Raw genomic sequence first — 14,679 nt, 5'->3', positions numbered from 1 at the left:
AACCTCCTGCTTACTCTTCTGTAAACTCTGGTACTGCTTCTTCAGCCAAATCGCCGTAGAGTTCTGCCTCAATGGCTTCATACTCAGAAGCCGACTTGATATCGATGCGGAAGCCTGTCAGATGGGCCGCTAAGCGAACGTTTTGCCCGCGACGACCGATAGCCAAGGACAGTTTGTTGTCTGGGACAACGACGGTCGCATGCTTGCCATCTTCTGTATCGAAGAGAACCAAGTCCACTTCTGCTGGTGCGATGGCATTGTAGATAAATTCAGCTGGATCTGCTACCCACTCGATGACATCAATGTTTTCTTCTGTTGGCACCATGCGGTCCAATTTAGCGTCATAGCGGGCTGGGTGGAATTTGCTGGTGATTTTTTTAATATTGGCTCCACCACGACCTACAATGGTTCCAATCGCATCTACATTTGGATTGTGGCTGCGGACAGCCACCTTGGTCCGATCACCTGCCTCACGGGATACGCTCATGATTTCCACAGTGCCATCATAGACTTCAGGGATTTCCTGTTCCATGAGGCGCTTGATCATTTCTGGATGACTGCGGCTGACAAATACGTTGACCCCGCGTCCATTGTCCTCTACCTTGTAAACATAGACCTCGATACGGTCATGGGATTGAAAGACTTCACCAGGAATCTGATCTTGCTTGGACAACTGAGCTTCAATGGTGCCAAGATTGACATAGATGAAGCGATTGTCAAAGCGCTCTACCGTCCCCATCATGATTTCACCTTCGTGTTCCTTATAGGTATTGTAGGTGATGGCCCTGGTTTGCTTGCGCATTTTTTCCATAATGGTCTGCTTGGCAGACTGGGCTGCCACCCGGCCAAACTCACCGGGAGCCTCTTCGAACTTAATCTTGTCGCCCAATTCATAGGCTGATGAGATGGCCAAGGCGTCTTTCAAGGAAATTTCCAAACGACTGTCAAAAACTTCATCCACGACTTCCCGAACGGTGTAGACATGGAAGTCTCCTTTTTTCTCATCAAATTCAATGGCCGCTGACTCAGCCTGGCCATAGCGGCGTTTGTAGGCTGAACGCAAGGACTCTGTCACGGCCTCGATGATGTCTTCTTTCTTAATACCCTTGTCTTCCTCCAAAATGCGGAAGGCTTCTAGCATTTCTTTACTCATGTTCTTTTCCTTTTGTTAAAAAGGTCCTTTCTTTCTTAAATTTTTACAGCTAAGCGAGCTTTGGCAACCGTTTGGTAAGGAATGGTCACTTCCTTTTTACGGGTCTTGTCCATATACTCGATGAGGAGTTCTTCGCCATCAAAGGAAAGCAGGGTCCCCTCGAAAACCTTGACCTTGTCAATGGCCTGGTAGAGCTTGACATGGATATACTTCCCAACTGCCTCTTTCACAGCCGCTGCTGTTTTTAAGGGGCGTTCCAAACCAGGACTGGTGACCTCTAGCATGTACTGATCCGGGAAGGGATCTGGTTGGATCTGGTCCAAGAGAGGGCTGATGATTTCCGACAGCTCTGCTGTATCATTGAGGGAAATCCCTCCCTCCTTGTCCACAAAAATGGACAAAACATAATCACCACCCATCTTGCCATACTCCACATCCACTAGCTCATAAGGAGCCTGAATGGATGGAGCAATGGCCTGGGTTACGATATCAACAATCGTTGCCATAATACCTCCAGTCTATATTTTCCTAAAACAAAACAATACTGAAGGGGCTGGCACTTAGCCAAACCCCTTTCCATTTATTTTTAAACATTATAACACATTTGGCCTAGCCTGTAAAGAAATATACTTGACAGATCGCCATTTTAATAGTCTGCCAGGGCTTTTTCAACCGCTGCCTTGTTTTTTCCACCATTTGGATGCGGGCTGCAATGCTCTTTATACACATGGCAATATCCCTTTGGAGGGCCAGATTGGTCAGCTCCGCTTCGAAGAAGGACTGGTACTCATCCAGCCGTTGCTGGCTTTTGAAGATACGGGATGGAATGATGATAAAGGCCACGTAACTCATGTCTCTGATAATTTTTCCCTGAGATTGATGTCCAAAAACAAGCGCTTATGTTCTGGCTGAAACCTTTCAACATAGCGCTCCACTGCTTTCATCCTGCACCTCCTGGCTTTTTCTAAAGCATAATTTAACAAGAAAAAAGGCCTTGCACAGGCAAGAACCTTCACTGATTAAACTTCGCTTCCACCCGGTAAATCACCTGTCCCAGGTTCGAGAATTTTTCTTCGTACTCGGTCATGACATTGCCTTCAAAGTCGCTGGCATGCAGATCCAACCAGACCTGCTGGAGGGTCATGCCATACTGAGAAAAGCTAGCCAGACTATATTCAAAGAGACCACGATTGTCCGTCTTGAAGTGGATTTCTCCATTTTTTGGCAAGATTTGCTGGAAAGTCTCCAAGAAGGTCTTATAGGTCAAACGGCGCTTTTCATGGCGCTTCTTGGGCCAGGGATCCGAAAAGTTCAGATAGAGACGGTCAATCTCTGCATCCGCAAAATAATTGGTCAGACTGGAACCATCTACTCGCAAGAGCTTGATATTGGGCAGACCACTGGCCAAAACCTTGTCTAAGGCATAACTCAAGACCGACAGTTGGATATCAATTCCAATATAGTTGATGTCTGGATGCTGGGCTGCCATACCGACCACGAAATTCCCTTTGCCCGACCCCACCTCAACATGGATGGGGTTGTCATTGCCAAAAATCTCAGACCATTTGCCCTTGCATGCCTCTGGATTTAAGATGACATACTGGGGATTGTTTTCAAGAAGCTCACTGGCTCCCTTACGGTTTCTAACTCTCATAGCTCCTTGTTAAACTGCTGACGAAAGAGGCGTAAGGCGTAAATTTCCTTATTGGCCGCTTCCATATCATAACTTTCTACATGTTTGGTAATCTGGTTCAAATAACCCAATTGACCATACCAATAGACCTTGGCAAGGACAGCACGATTGTACTTATAGCCGTATTCCTTGAGCCATTCTTCCCAGGACGAACGTGGAATATAGTGGGTCAAGAGATAGGCTACATCCAACATCCGATCTGTGATACAGGCAGTCTCCCAATCAGTCAAATAGACCAGCCCGCTATTGGTTTCTACCCAGTTTTTATGGTGCAAATCTCCATGGACAAAGGTCGCCACCTCCTGATGGAAACTTGGCAAATGGGCTAATAAGTCGCTACAAACCGAATCCAGATAAGTATTTTGACGCAAGCGATTTGGCGCATCTTCCTTCCACTTCTCCACCAAGGTTTTCGGTTCTTGATAAGTATAATTGAGTTGTAGTGCTTGGTTGAGCAGGCGCTTTGAGAAGTGCATCCGCACCAAAATCTGACGGACCTGCTTTTTTCCCATATCCGAGCGGGTCAGGGTCCGGCCATCCAACCACTCCTGTTCTACTCTCTGGCCAACCCCCACTTCTCGATTGGTTGCCAGAACTGGTGGGGTAATTTGTTCTCTTGCTAAGGCAGGAATGATGGGAGGCATCTCATACTTCACAAAAACAGGCGTTCCGTCTGACCGAAGGCCTTTATATGCTTTGCCACTGTTTCCTGCAATAGACTGTAGCTGCAGGCCATTTGAATCAAACTGCATGCCATTCCTCCTTACAAAAATTCCTTACTATTTTACTAGTTTTATCGGATTTAGTCAATCAATTTCTTCGCTTTTATAGCCAGATAGAACTGGTTCAAGATAAAGCTCCCAAGGATGAGGACTCCCAGATATAACTTTTCCTTCAGAAGAAGCAGGGCCATGATGCTTTGAAGCCCCAAAATACCATAGAGGATTCCCCTCAAAATGCGCTGAAAGCCTCTGATTTTGACCTCTTGGCCTACGGGATAGAGGCGACTCAGGTACTGGTAATCATAGACCCGATAGAGGGCCAGGAGCTGAAAGAGCAACAAGTAGTTAAACAAGAGAACCAAGCCCGTTGCCAACCAGGCCAGATCAATGGTCAAGAGGACCAGCAAGGAAAGCCCAAAGAGGCGAAGGGTCAATCCCCAAAAATCACCAGACCGAAGGAAGGCTCGAAGATAGAGATAATCCCAGGTCTTCTCAGAGCGCTTGGCCACCATTTTTAATAATCCATCCAAGTAGGACCGCCGCTTGACACTACTTGTAATGCCCTTCACTCTAGTAAAGAGGGCAAAGAACTGCAGGATAGACTGTTGGCGTTTTCTTTCTCGGTCGATGGCCAGGTCCCACTGGAAGGTACCATCCTTTGTATTACTAGACCATTTGGCCTGGATGAGGCTGTATTTGCCTGCTGTCAAGACCAAAAGATAGAGACCAAAGCCCCAGACTGGCAGTCCCAGCTTGAGATAAAGGGGTAAAAAGAGCAGCTGCCCCAGTATTTGTACCGATCCCCAGAAAATAAATTGCCGCCTTATGGCCTGCTGGACCAGAAGCAGAATCTCCCTTTCCTTGGTTAAGAAAAAGTGCTGATCAGGCTCTTCCAAGTAAGTTGCGGTCGAACCAGCAAAAAAGAGGAGGAGGCTGACCACAAGGAGCAAGAGATAGACAGACCACGCAGGCTGAGGAAAATTCTCCAGCAACTGGCGGTATTGGAGGGAGAGAAAGCCCAGCAATACCAAGAGAACCAAGACAAAGTGATCGTTGAGAACATAGCGACTATACTTGAGACAGCGGGCCAGAAAGGCCTGCCGTCTCTCATGAAAAATCCTCTTCATCTAGTCCACCTCTTTTTGCGTCAGAGTCAGATAAATTTCGTTGAGGCTTGCATTGGGCTGACCAAAGGACTGACGCAGCTGGTCCAAATGACCATCTGCCAGCACCTGACCTTGATGCAGGATGACAAAGCGGTCACACATCTTCTCCGCAGAATCCAGGACATGGGTGGACATAAGGATAGAGGTTCCCCTCTTTTTTTCCTGCTCCAGCAAGTCAATCAAATCTTGAATGGCCACAGGATCCAAGCCCAAGAAAGGCTCATCTACAATCAGCAGGCTGGGTTGGACCATGAAGGCGCAAATAATCATGACCTTCTGCTTCATCCCCTTAGAAAAGTGAACAGGAAACCAATCCAACTTTTCCTCCAACCGAAAGAGTTTTAACAGTTTTTCTACCCTTTCAAAAGCAGCATCCCAGTCCAAATCATAGGCCAAAGCCACTACTTCCAGATGTTCTTTGAGGGTCAGTTCTTCATAGAGACTAGGGGTTTCAGGAATGAAGCCTATCTTTTTGCGATAGGCTTCTGCCTGGCCCTGTAAGATCTGGCCATCAATACGGATTTCTCCCTGATAGGGGGTCAGGAGTCCGATGATTTCCTTGATAGTGGTTGATTTTCCAGCACCATTGAGGCCGATCAGACCAACCAACTCCCCATCTGCCACTTGAAAAGATACATCCTTGAGTACCGGGATATTGGCATAGCCACCACTTAGCTTTTTGACTTCTAACATGCAATTCTCCATTATTATTGATATAATGATTATAACAAAATTTCCCCCATGAGGTGCTCTTTATGTCAGATTGTATTTTTTGCCAAATCGTATCCGGTCAGATTCCTTCCTCCAAAGTCTATGAAGATGAGGAGGTTTTGGCCTTTCTCGATATTACCCAAGTCACCAAGGGACATACTCTGGTCATCCCAAAAAAACATTACCGCAATATGCTGGAAATGGATGCTGAGGCTGCCAGCAGCCTCTTTGCCCGCGTGCCAAAAATCGCCAAGCAGCTCCAAGAAAAACTAGGTTCTTCAGGAATTAACATCATTAACAATAATGAGGAAGCCGCTGGTCAAACGGTTTTTCATACCCATGTCCACCTGCTGCCCCGTTTCGATGAATCTGATGGTCTCAAACTGAGCTTTGAAACTCATGAACCCGATTTTGCAGCCCTAGCCCAGCTAGCCCAAGAAGTTTTTTTAGGAGAATAAGATGAAACTAGGAAACCTATTGCTTGCCGGCACAGCTGCTGCCATTTCCTATTGGGCAGTCAGCAACAAGGACAAGATTTCCCAGGAAATAGAAGAAACAGGCAGCATCTTGGATGATATCTCTACCAGCTATGCCAAGATTCAAGAACAAGCAGCTATTATCAAAGGATACAGCCAACCCATACAAGAAATGGCCCAGGATTTGAATTATAAATTCCGAGTTTACCAACAAGAAGCCGCTGGACACCTCCAGGAAATCCAAGCTATCCAGAAAAAATATACCTCTGATAAACTATAACAAGAAAATCCCCTGAACCTCGAATTCAGGGGATTTTTTAGAATTTACTCCAAATAGGTTGTTTCAGCAACTTCTGTGGTTGTCTCTTCAGTTGCATCAAAGACTCCTGTACCTGGTGTTTCTTCACCTGTATAGGCATCAATGACTGTATAGGGATTGGACAAGCCAAATACTTTTTCATAAACACGAACATTGGTCTTCAGCTCTGTAGCTTCTGGTAGTCCTAAAGAACGCTTGAGAACATTTTGCATCTCCAACAAGTGCTTACTAGTTGGAATTTGATAGGATAAACCATCTACCATCTCACCTTCACCATCCAGCTGATAAGACTCGAGAGTATTCAAAGAATCTTTGTAACCCAAGAGGCTAGGAATGGTACTGGCATTGATTTCAATATCTGTCTGCAGATTGGTTGAAACGGCGTCTAAGATATTCTTGTACTGGGTAAAACCATCCAATTTCAGAAGCTTCGTAACGATAGCTCCTATAACTTCCCGCTGGCGTTTTTGACGACCAACATCTCCTTCAGGATCGTCGTAACGCATCCGAGCATAGACCAAGGCTTGATTCCCATTGACCAACTGCTTTCCTGGGTCAACGGTAGAGGTATAGTCTGGCTCATGAGATGAGATGGATATTGGGAAACCCAGTGTATTGTTGACGGTGATGCCTCCAAGGGCATCAACTAAGCTGACTAAACCATCCATGTTGATTTGGACATAGCGATCAATTTTGATATCCATCATTTTTTCAACAGTTGCGATGGTCATAGGTGCTTGTCCATAACTATAGGTGTGATTGAGTTTTTCAGCTGTCCCTGTACTGGTCCCATCTGAATTGGCAATCTCCACCATGATATCCCGTGTCAGACTCATCATGGTCGTCTTTTTGGTCTTAGGATTGACCGTCACAAGAATCAACGAGTCACTCCGGCCTTCCCAGCCACCACCACGAGCCGCATCTACATCTACCCCCATCAGAAGGATGGTAAAAGGCTTGGTGGCTTCGATGACATTATCCTTGTTGGAATCATTTCCGATTTTCTTATAGGTTTTTGAAATGGCCTTACTTGAATAGGACCAAAATGTTGTGCCATACGCCGCTGCTGCACCAACTGTCAGCAGAAGGATAGCCATCACCATCAATACTATTTTTTTTCCAATTTTCATCTTTAATCTATTAGCCTTCCCATATAATAGAGGTCCAGCCATTCTCCCATGTCTGTTCTGGCACCTCTTCTTTGAGTACCTTCGATGTCAAAACCACAGGATTGGTAGAGCCTCACTGCTCGTTCATTTCGAACTTGTACTGTTAATTCCAATCGCTTCAGGAGTCCTATTTCCTGAGCCCAAACAATGACTTCTTCTAGTAAAATCCGACCGAGGCCATGCCCCCAGTAGTCTTTAAGAACTGCCATAAAGATATCCCCAATATGAGAAATCCGATAAGGCGTCTGGGTCCGTACATTGATTAAGCCAACAATCCTATCTCCTGACTTTGCCAACAGACAAAGCTGATTTGGTTCTTCCTGACTTCGAGCTAATATTGCCTGAGTTTGCTCTAATGTGGGTTGAAAACCCTGGTCATCCATATCCAAAAAATCCGTCTCAATGGCTACTTGATTCATAAAAGCAATCAAGGCAGCAGCATCCGAAACCTGAGCTTCCTCGAAGATAATTTCTTGTTCAGTCATGAAAAATCTCCTCAAGAAGGGCTTGGCTACGGGGACCCTGTGCTTTGCCAGAAATCTTGCGACCGTCTCCCAAGTGTTCCAAAAAGAGGTTTAGATGGTCATCCAGAAAAGTTGCATCCAAAAGTTCTCCCCATTCGATGACAGTCACCCCACCACCATAGAGAAAATCATCCAAATCAATCGAATCTGGATCATCCCCAATTCGATAAACATCCAAGTGATAAAGTGGTAATCGTCCCTCGTATTCTCGCACAATAGTATAGGTAGGACTTTTTATCATCTGCTGGATTCCTAATCCCTGAGCAATACCCTTGGTCAAGGTCGTTTTCCCAGCACCTAAGTCACCCGTCAGCACCAAGACATCTCCAGCCTGCAATTTCTCGCCAATGGATTGGCCAATTGCTACCAATTCTGCTTCATTTTGACTATACATAGCATTGATTATACCACAAGAAGAAAGATTTTTCATTTTTTAAAAGGAAAAAGCGGTCCAAAGACCGCTGATTTTCTTTTTCAGACTAGAGGAAAGCTAAAATCACAAAGTTCACAATGAAGAGGATGGTTGCTCCCCAAAGCAGGGGATGAATCTCCTTAGTCTTTCCAGTGGCCACTTTCACTAGGCAGTAGAAGATAAAGGCTGCCGCAATACCATACGAAATGGAAAAGCAAAGGGCCATAAAGAAGGCTGCAAAGAAGGCTGGCAGAGCATCGTTGAAATCGCTCCAATCCACATCCAGGAAGGAAGAAACCATCATCACACCTACAATGATTAGGGCTGGAGCAGTAGCTGCCGCTGGGACAATCCCAACCACTGGCAAGAGAAGAGCTGACAAGAGAAAGGCCACTGCTGTGGATACAGCTGTCAAACCAGTTCGTCCACCCTCAGCAATACCCGCAGCTGATTCCACATAAGTTGTGGTATTGGAAGTTCCAAAGAGAGAACCGATGAAGGTACCAATGGCATCGGCAAAGAGTGCCTTATCCATCTTAGACGAGAAACCAGACGAGTTTTCAAGAGCAGCTTCATCTTCTGCCGAGAAAATACCTGTCTTACGGCCAGTACCGATAAAGGTCCCAATCGTATCGAAAGTATCTGACAAGCTGAAAGCAAAGATAGTCATCAGTACCAATGGCAGACGGCTCATATCTGAGAACAGAGAGGATAGACCACCAAAGGCCGCCAAGAAGGTCACACCTAATTCATCAAAAGCTGAACCAATATGATTGTTGGCAAAATTAACGGTGGACAGATCAACAACACCCATCGGGATACCGATAAGGGTAGTTGCCACAATTCCAATCAGGATGGCACCACGAACCTTTTTAATCACTAAAATAGCAGTGATGAAGAGGCCAATAATAGCCAAGAGAACCGCAGGATCTGTAAAGGTGGAAATAGCAGGAACCACTCCACCATTGGCACCGATAGAGAAGACCCCATTTTCAAATGTTTTCGCAGTGGCTTCAGCCGGTGCTACTCCATTGACTGAGACGATATTATCAGCAGAAGCTGAGAAGTTAATGATATTGGCATTTTTAAAACCAAGATAGGCTACAAAGATACCGATACCGCCACCGATGGCATGTTGTAAACTAACAGGAATGGACTTGATGATACTCTTACGGACCTTGGTCACGGTGATCAAGATATTAAAGAGACCACACAAGAGCACCATTGCTAAAGCCTCTTGCCAGCTAAAACCAAGACCAAAGACAACCGTATAGGTAAAGAAGGCATTCAGACCCATCCCTGGTGCCAGAGCATAAGGAACATTGGCAAAGAGCCCCATAATCAAAGTCGAAATGGCCGTTGCAATAATCGTTGCCAAGAAGACCGCCTGAGTAGGCATTCCCGCAGCGCCCAAGATGGCCGGGTTCACAAAGAGAATGTAAGACATCGCAAAGAAGGTCGTAATCCCAGCTGTCATTTCAGTCGACACGGTCGTCCCGTGTTCTTTAAGACCAAAATACTTATCCATTTTTCAAAATCTCCTTAAGAGTTTAATTTATCAGACCGTTCAAGCCATGGCCAAAACCACCCGGATTCACCCAATACACGAACGATATCTACATTATAAAACAAAAACATTCAGATTTCAAGAAAAGTTTCCGTGAAAACGTTTTTTATTTGTTGCTACAAAACATAATCTATCAAGGATGGACTTGGAAGAAGACACCAAAAACAAGGCGTCTTCGGTCCCTTTCTCTTTGCCTCGGCTAGCTTATTTTGCTATACTAGAAAAATAGATTGCGAGGAAAAATTCTGTGAAGAAAAAAATGATCGCCCTTGACCTAGATGGCACCCTCTTAAATAATGAGAGCCAGCTGAGCGACTACACTATCGATGTTATTCAAAAAGTAAAAAAAGCGGGACACACGGTCCTCATAGCAACTGGCCGTCCCTATCGTATGGCAGAGAAATTCTATCGCCAGCTTCAGTTGGACACCCCCATGATCAACTTTAACGGCTCTCTGACCCATATCCCTGGCAAACAATGGGATTTTGAGCAGGAAATCTTGATTGATAAACAATACTTGATTGACTTTTTGGACAACGAAAAAAGTTTTGAAGCCATTTTCATCGCCGGTGAATATAAGAACAAATTTTTCATTACCCAAGACAATATTGATGAGATTTATCCCAGCTTGATGGGAGTAGAAAAAATTACCCCAGACACCCTCATCAGGCGAGAGCGCATTACCAGCGACCCTCACTCAATTCTCATGCACACCAGAGCTGAAGATCGTTATGCCCTTGCAGATGAAATGAAAAAACATTTTAAGTATGAGCTGGAAATCAATACTTGGGGAGGCCCTCTCAATATTTTAGAAACTTGTGCAAAGGGAGTCTCTAAAGCAACTGCTCTCAGCTACCTCCTAGACCACTACAAGGCTAGCCCTGAAGACTTAATCGCCTTTGGTGATGAGCACAACGATGTGGAGATGCTCCAACTAGCAGGAACTGGTTATGCCATGAAAAATGCCAGTGATAAGCTGATTCCTGTTGCCGATCAAATGACTCGATTTAGCAATGACGAAGATGGTGTTGCCCGTGAATTGGAGGCACTCTTCCTATAGACATAGAAAAAGCAGGTTTCCCTGCTTTTTCTTTATCTTATCTGCCACCCGGGCGACCACCGCCACCACCCATCATCATACTATTGGTGATTTCTGTAACAGTTTCACCATTGACAGTCAGGTTGCCACCAGAGTATTCCGCAGTTCCATCAAAGTCAAAGGCAAATTGGGCAGTGATATCCAGACTACCGCCTGAAACAATCAAGTCTCCATTGGAATCTAAGGCATCCGTATCACCTTGACCTACTTCTAGTTTGATGTCACCGCCTGTAACCTTGATAAAGATATCTGCCCCAGTCACATCACTGGAAGCATTGATTCCATCATCTGTCGCGTAAAGGTCCAGACTGCCCCCATTGATAGTGACATTGGTACCCTCTATCGCTTCTGTACTGCTGGCTACCTGAATGGTCCCACTATCAATGACAGTCGCATTGGAAGCATGAATACCATCATCCCCAGCTGAAATCGTCAGGTTGGCATCTGAGATGTAGAGATTCCCAAGGGTGCTATCCTCATCATTGTCCGCCTTGACCGCATCTTCGCCTGCTGTGATATCTAGACTCGCACCCGTAATATTGAGCGCATCCTTAGCGTTTAGCCCGTCTCCAACCGATTCGATACTATAATCTCCTCCGGTAATCCGCAAGGAATCATTGGATTCGACAGCATTGTTATACTGACCTTTTACGCTTAAACTGCCCGAACCATTAAAGACCAAATCGCTCTTGGAGAAAATGGCTGCGTCTTCTTCGTCATTGCTATTTGAGGCTGAGTCAGAGATACTGTTTTTAGAGCCTTCTGCTAAAGTGACGGTTACTGTATCTGCCTCTTGAACACTGATGGCTGCATTATTTCCCGTCATATTGGCATTATCCAGAACCAGCTGGACCTTGGCAGAATCTGCTGCATTGACCACAATCTGAACATTTTCAGAGGTGCCTGAAACAATATAAGTTCCCTCTGCTGAGATTGTCACGACTGATCCAGAAACTTCAACTCCATCTCCTGAAACAGTAGCCGTTGAACCCGACAAATTGATGGTTGATGCTGTGGCCGCATCATAACTTGCATCATAGTCGCTATCTGAAAAATAACCGGTCGCTGCTGTACTCTCTGTCGTATTCTCACTGGAAATAGAAACATTGCTCACCGAGGAACTTGTATTCGCTGAAGACTGATTAGCCTGGCTACAGGCGGCTAAGGTTAGGCTCGATAAGAGAATCAGGCCCAGTCCTGATTTTTTGAGTGCCCCAAAATATTTTTTTCCTTGCTGTTTCATGTTGCTTTACCGAGGAAACATCGAATTGACTCTCCTCATCCTTTCATTTTTAAGATAGCTCTAGTCTAAGCTACAATCCTTAAATAATCCCTACAAAAGCCTTAAACAAAACTGAAATTTTTCCTGAAATTTGCAAAAAATTGTATTTAATTTTAACTAGTAATGGCAAGAAGGACTTGACAAAGACCTGAAAGCGGTTTATAATTGGAGAGTAATCGATAGACTAAAATAAATATGTCTGGAGATAACTAGATAAATTTTAGGAGGTACAATAATGAGTATTGGAATCATTATTGCAAGTCATGGTGAATTTGCAGCTGGCATTCATCAGTCTGGACAAATGATTTTTGGCGAACAAGAAAAAGTACAAGTTGTTACTTTTATGCCAAGTGAAGGTCCAGATGATCTCTATGCTAAGCTCAATGCTGCCGTTGACTCTTTTGATGCTGATGACGAAGTCTTGGTATTGGCTGACCTTTGGAGCGGTTCGCCTTTCAACCAAGCCAGTCGCGTAGCCGGAGAGCGTACAGACCGCACATTCGCCATCATCACAGGTCTCAACCTGCCGATGCTGATTCAGGCCTATACAGAGCGTCTCATGGACGCCAATGCAGGTGTTGAAAAAGTGGCGGCCAACATCATCAAGGAAGCCAAAGATGGTGTCAAAGTTCTTCCAGAAGAACTGCAGCCAGCTGAGGCAGCACCTGTCACTACCGCTGCACCTGCAGCTCCTCAAGGATCTATCCCGCCGGGAACTGTCATCGGTGATGGCAAGTTGAAAATCAACTTGGCTCGTATCGACACTCGCCTCTTGCATGGTCAAGTTGCAACTGCTTGGACCCCTGCTTCTAAAGCAGACCGCATCATTGTTGCTTCTGACGCCGTAGCCCAAGACGACCTGCGCAAACAGTTGATCAAACAAGCTGCGCCAGGAAATGTCAATGCCAATGTCGTACCAATCAGCAAACTGATTGAGGTGGCAAAAGACCCACGATTCGGCAATACACATGCTCTCATCTTATTTGAGACCGTCCAAGATGCCCTCCGTGCAATCGAAGGCGGCGTTGACATTAAAGAATTGAACGTCGGTTCCATGGCCCACTCAACTGGTAAAACCATGGTCAACAATGTCCTGTCGATGGACAAGGACGATGTAGCAGCCTTTGAAAAATTACGTGACCTCGGCGTGCAGTTTGATGTCCGTAAAGTTCCAAACGATTCTAAGAAAGACTTGTTTGAACTGATTAACAAAGCCAACGTTCAATAAGATCGTCTTAACATAGAAAGGATTTCAACATGTCAGATATTTCAATTATTTCTGCGGTCTTGGTTGTTGTCGTTGCCTTCTTTGCTGGTCTTGAAGGTATCCTCGACCAATTCCAATTCCATCAACCAATTGTTGCTTGTACCCTTATCGGCCTTGCAACAGGTAACTTGACTGCCGGTGTCATGCTAGGCGGTGCCCTCCAAATGCTTGCCCTGGGTTGGGCAAATATCGGAGCTGCGGTTGCACCTGATGCTGCTCTTGCTTCTGTTGCGGCTGCAATCATCTTCATCAAAGGTGGAGACTTTACAAGCGTAGGGATCAACGTAGCAACAGCTGCTGCAATTCCACTTGCAGTTGCGGGTCTCTTCTTGACCATGATTGTTCGTACAATCTCAGTTGGTCTTGTCCACACTGCAGATAATGCAGCCAAAGACGGCAACATTGCCGCTGTTGAACGCGCTCACTTGTTCGCCCTTGTTCTTCAAGGTTTGCGTATCGCTATCCCAGCTGCCCTCTTGCTTGCTATGCCAGCGGAGGCTGTTCAAGACGTACTGAACATGATGCCAGAATGGCTCAAAGGCGGTATGGCTGTCGGCGGTGGTATGGTCGTAGCCGTAGGTTATGCCATGGTTATCAACATGATGGCAACTCGTGAAGTGTGGCCATTCTTCGCCCTTGGTTTCGTATTCGCAGCTGTATCAGACTTCACCCTAATTGGTCTTGGTACAATCGGTGTCGCTATCGCCCTCATCTACCTCAACCTGTCTAAAAAAGGTGGTAACGGTGGCGGAGCTGTTGGCTCAGGCGACCCTATCGGCGACATTTTAGAAGACTACTAGGAAGGAGCCCACTCATGACTGAAAAATTAACACTTTCAAAAGCAGATCGCCAAAAAGTTTGGTGGCGTTCACAATTCTTGCAAGGTTCATGGAACTATGAGCGGATGCAAAACTTAGGTTGGGCTTATGCTCTGATTCCTGCTATCAAAAAACTCTACACGAAGAAAGAAGATCAGGCTGCTGCCCTTGAGCGTCACTTGGAATTCTTTAACACTCACCCATACGTTGCAGCTCCTATCATCGGTGTAACCCTTGCTCTTGAAGAAGAAAAGGCCAATGGTACAGAAATTGATGACGCTGCTATTCAAGGGGTGAAAAT

General features: G+C 45.5%; 18 protein-coding genes. 6 read left to right on the top strand and 12 right to left on the bottom strand.

Annotation, left to right across the window (positions count from 1 at the left end):
- Positions 1 to 10: 10 nt before the first annotated feature.
- The 7 genes from nusA to ACEYCN_RS06930 form a co-directional block, all read right to left on the bottom strand.
- Entirely contained in the window at positions 11 to 1,153 is a 1,143-nt protein-coding gene (gene nusA / locus ACEYCN_RS06960; protein WP_373713568.1) for a transcription termination factor NusA, read from the bottom strand.
- A 35-nt stretch (positions 1,154 to 1,188) separates the two neighbouring features.
- The gene (rimP, locus tag ACEYCN_RS06955; protein ID WP_373713567.1) at positions 1,189 to 1,659 is read right to left on the bottom strand and encodes a ribosome maturation factor RimP; all 471 of its coding nucleotides are present in this window, start codon (positions 1,657 to 1,659) and stop codon (positions 1,189 to 1,191) included.
- A 103-nt stretch (positions 1,660 to 1,762) separates the two neighbouring features.
- Positions 1,763 to 2,005, bottom strand: a complete 243-nt coding sequence (locus ACEYCN_RS06950) for a hypothetical protein (protein ID WP_373713566.1) — start codon at positions 2,003 to 2,005, stop codon at positions 1,763 to 1,765.
- A 160-nt stretch (positions 2,006 to 2,165) separates the two neighbouring features.
- Positions 2,166 to 2,807: a tRNA (guanosine(46)-N7)-methyltransferase TrmB gene (gene trmB, locus ACEYCN_RS06945; protein WP_373713565.1), complete on the bottom strand. Its 642-nt coding sequence runs from the start codon at positions 2,805 to 2,807 to the stop codon at positions 2,166 to 2,168.
- A complete protein-coding gene (gene ccrZ / locus ACEYCN_RS06940; RefSeq protein WP_373713564.1) occupies positions 2,804 to 3,598 on the bottom strand; it encodes a cell cycle regulator CcrZ in 795 nt (264 codons plus the stop codon). The genes trmB and ccrZ overlap by 4 nt, the downstream gene beginning before the upstream one ends.
- 50 nt (positions 3,599 to 3,648) lie before the next feature.
- Positions 3,649 to 4,695, bottom strand: a complete 1,047-nt coding sequence (locus ACEYCN_RS06935) for an ABC transporter permease (RefSeq protein ID WP_373713563.1) — start codon at positions 4,693 to 4,695, stop codon at positions 3,649 to 3,651.
- Positions 4,696 to 5,427 (bottom strand): ABC transporter ATP-binding protein, encoded by a 732-nt coding sequence (locus tag ACEYCN_RS06930; protein ID WP_373713562.1) that lies wholly within the window; start codon positions 5,425 to 5,427, stop codon positions 4,696 to 4,698.
- Between the two features lie 62 nt (positions 5,428 to 5,489).
- Here ACEYCN_RS06930 and ACEYCN_RS06925 point away from each other — a divergent pair, with 62 nt between their 5' ends.
- Together ACEYCN_RS06925 and ACEYCN_RS06920 are read left to right on the top strand one after the other, a co-directional pair.
- Entirely contained in the window at positions 5,490 to 5,903 is a 414-nt protein-coding gene (locus ACEYCN_RS06925; RefSeq protein WP_373713561.1) for an HIT family protein, read from the top strand.
- A 1-nt stretch (position 5,904) separates the two neighbouring features.
- A complete protein-coding gene (locus ACEYCN_RS06920; RefSeq protein WP_373713560.1) occupies positions 5,905 to 6,201 on the top strand; it encodes a hypothetical protein in 297 nt (98 codons plus the stop codon).
- Between the two features lie 44 nt (positions 6,202 to 6,245).
- On the opposite strand, the gene ACEYCN_RS06915 is transcribed toward ACEYCN_RS06920, so the two are convergent.
- From ACEYCN_RS06915 to ACEYCN_RS06900, 4 genes are all read right to left on the bottom strand, one after another.
- Positions 6,246 to 7,370 carry an LCP family protein gene (locus tag ACEYCN_RS06915; protein ID WP_373713559.1) on the bottom strand — a complete coding sequence of 375 codons (1,125 nt, stop codon included), beginning with the start codon at positions 7,368 to 7,370 and terminating at the stop codon, positions 6,246 to 6,248.
- Between the two features lie 2 nt (positions 7,371 to 7,372).
- On the bottom strand, positions 7,373 to 7,894 hold the full coding sequence (locus ACEYCN_RS06910; protein ID WP_373713558.1) for an N-acetyltransferase family protein: 522 nt from the start codon (positions 7,892 to 7,894) through the stop codon (positions 7,373 to 7,375).
- Positions 7,887 to 8,327: a tRNA (adenosine(37)-N6)-threonylcarbamoyltransferase complex ATPase subunit type 1 TsaE gene (tsaE, locus tag ACEYCN_RS06905; RefSeq protein ID WP_373713557.1), complete on the bottom strand. Its 441-nt coding sequence runs from the start codon at positions 8,325 to 8,327 to the stop codon at positions 7,887 to 7,889. The genes ACEYCN_RS06910 and tsaE overlap by 8 nt, the downstream gene beginning before the upstream one ends.
- Positions 8,328 to 8,412: 85 nt before the next feature.
- On the bottom strand, positions 8,413 to 9,873 hold the full coding sequence (locus tag ACEYCN_RS06900) for an NCS2 family permease (protein ID WP_373713556.1): 1,461 nt from the start codon (positions 9,871 to 9,873) through the stop codon (positions 8,413 to 8,415).
- Between the two features lie 286 nt (positions 9,874 to 10,159).
- On the opposite strand from ACEYCN_RS06900, the gene ACEYCN_RS06895 reads away from it, so the two are divergent.
- A complete protein-coding gene (locus ACEYCN_RS06895) occupies positions 10,160 to 10,972 on the top strand; it encodes a Cof-type HAD-IIB family hydrolase (RefSeq protein WP_373713555.1) in 813 nt (270 codons plus the stop codon).
- Positions 10,973 to 11,009: 37 nt separating this feature from the next.
- Here the strand turns inward: ACEYCN_RS06895 and ACEYCN_RS06890 are convergent, their stop codons facing one another.
- Positions 11,010 to 12,254: a carbohydrate-binding domain-containing protein gene (locus tag ACEYCN_RS06890; RefSeq protein ID WP_373713554.1), complete on the bottom strand. Its 1,245-nt coding sequence runs from the start codon at positions 12,252 to 12,254 to the stop codon at positions 11,010 to 11,012.
- A gap of 274 nt (positions 12,255 to 12,528) precedes the next feature.
- On the opposite strand from ACEYCN_RS06890, the gene ACEYCN_RS06885 reads away from it, so the two are divergent.
- From ACEYCN_RS06885 to ACEYCN_RS06875, 3 genes are all read left to right on the top strand, one after another.
- The gene (locus ACEYCN_RS06885; RefSeq protein WP_373713553.1) at positions 12,529 to 13,521 is read left to right on the top strand and encodes a PTS sugar transporter subunit IIB; all 993 of its coding nucleotides are present in this window, start codon (positions 12,529 to 12,531) and stop codon (positions 13,519 to 13,521) included.
- 29 nt (positions 13,522 to 13,550) lie between these two features.
- A complete protein-coding gene (locus tag ACEYCN_RS06880; RefSeq protein WP_373713552.1) occupies positions 13,551 to 14,360 on the top strand; it encodes a PTS mannose/fructose/sorbose transporter subunit IIC in 810 nt (269 codons plus the stop codon).
- 14 nt (positions 14,361 to 14,374) lie between these two features.
- Positions 14,375 to 14,679, top strand: a 305-nt coding sequence (locus ACEYCN_RS06875) for a PTS system mannose/fructose/sorbose family transporter subunit IID (protein ID WP_373713551.1), incomplete at its 3' end; no start/stop codon positions are given.

Origin of the sequence: Streptococcus sp. (assembly GCF_041802885.1) — a bacterium.
Taxonomy (GTDB): domain Bacteria; phylum Bacillota; class Bacilli; order Lactobacillales; family Streptococcaceae; genus Streptococcus.
Note: the sequence above shows the minus strand (reverse complement) of the source record. Positions and strands in the feature narration are given on the sequence as shown.